This is a genomic window from Vibrio sp. 2033 (assembly GCF_033339735.1).
Genome location: NZ_JAWOVC010000427.1, coordinates 1 through 657 on the forward strand (window position 1 = coordinate 1; position 657 = coordinate 657).

General features: G+C 46.6%; 2 protein-coding genes. One reads left to right on the forward strand and one right to left on the reverse strand.

Features of this window, described 5'->3' with window-relative positions:
- A partial coding sequence (locus R7P74_RS26985) for a DUF2806 domain-containing protein (protein ID WP_318123738.1) occupies nucleotides 1-158 on the forward strand: 158 nt, incomplete at its 5' end.
- Nucleotides 159-248: 90 nt separating this feature from the next.
- On the opposite strand, the gene cysC is transcribed toward R7P74_RS26985, so the two are convergent.
- Nucleotides 249-657 (reverse strand): adenylyl-sulfate kinase (cysC, locus tag R7P74_RS26990; protein WP_318123737.1); only part of this gene is annotated, 409 nt, incomplete at its 5' end.

The following is a 657-nucleotide window of genomic DNA, read 5'->3' on the forward strand; positions in this document are numbered from 1 at the left end:
GTCTGCTGTACTACCGTTTCACGCCGACGGGTAACGAACTGTGCAAACTGCTTGGCAACAAGCCAAACTCCCAGTACTACGATCAAATGCTCGCCTTGTTAAATCAAAAGTTTAGCGTAAGCACCGAAGCAAGCAGCAGCGTGAACTATACCGTTTAGTTTCGCTCTAGGAGCTTTAGGTCACCTATGATCTAAAAGCTCCTCAAGCATTACACGAGGCTTTTTTCCACCCATGTTCCAAAAGCTGAGTTAGCTGATCACACGACGCTGTTTAAGCTCATTCAAACACAACTCAACCAACTCTTCGACGCTCTTCTCGCCTGCTGGCAAATCAATTTCTGGATTGATTGGCGCTTGATATTCTGAATCAATACCCGTGAAATTTGGGATCTCACCTGCTCGCGCTTTTTTGTATAAACCTTTTGGATCTCGGCCTTCACACACTTCGAGAGATGCATTCACAAACACTTCAATGAACTCTCCTTCGGGCAGTAAATCGCGAACGAGTTGACGCTCAGCACGGTGAGGAGAAATGAACGCGGACAACACAATCAAACCCGCATCTGCCATCAGTTTCGCCAACTCGCCAATACGACGAATATTTTCACGGCGATCTTGTTCAGAAAAGCCTAGATCACTACACAGGCCATGACGAACA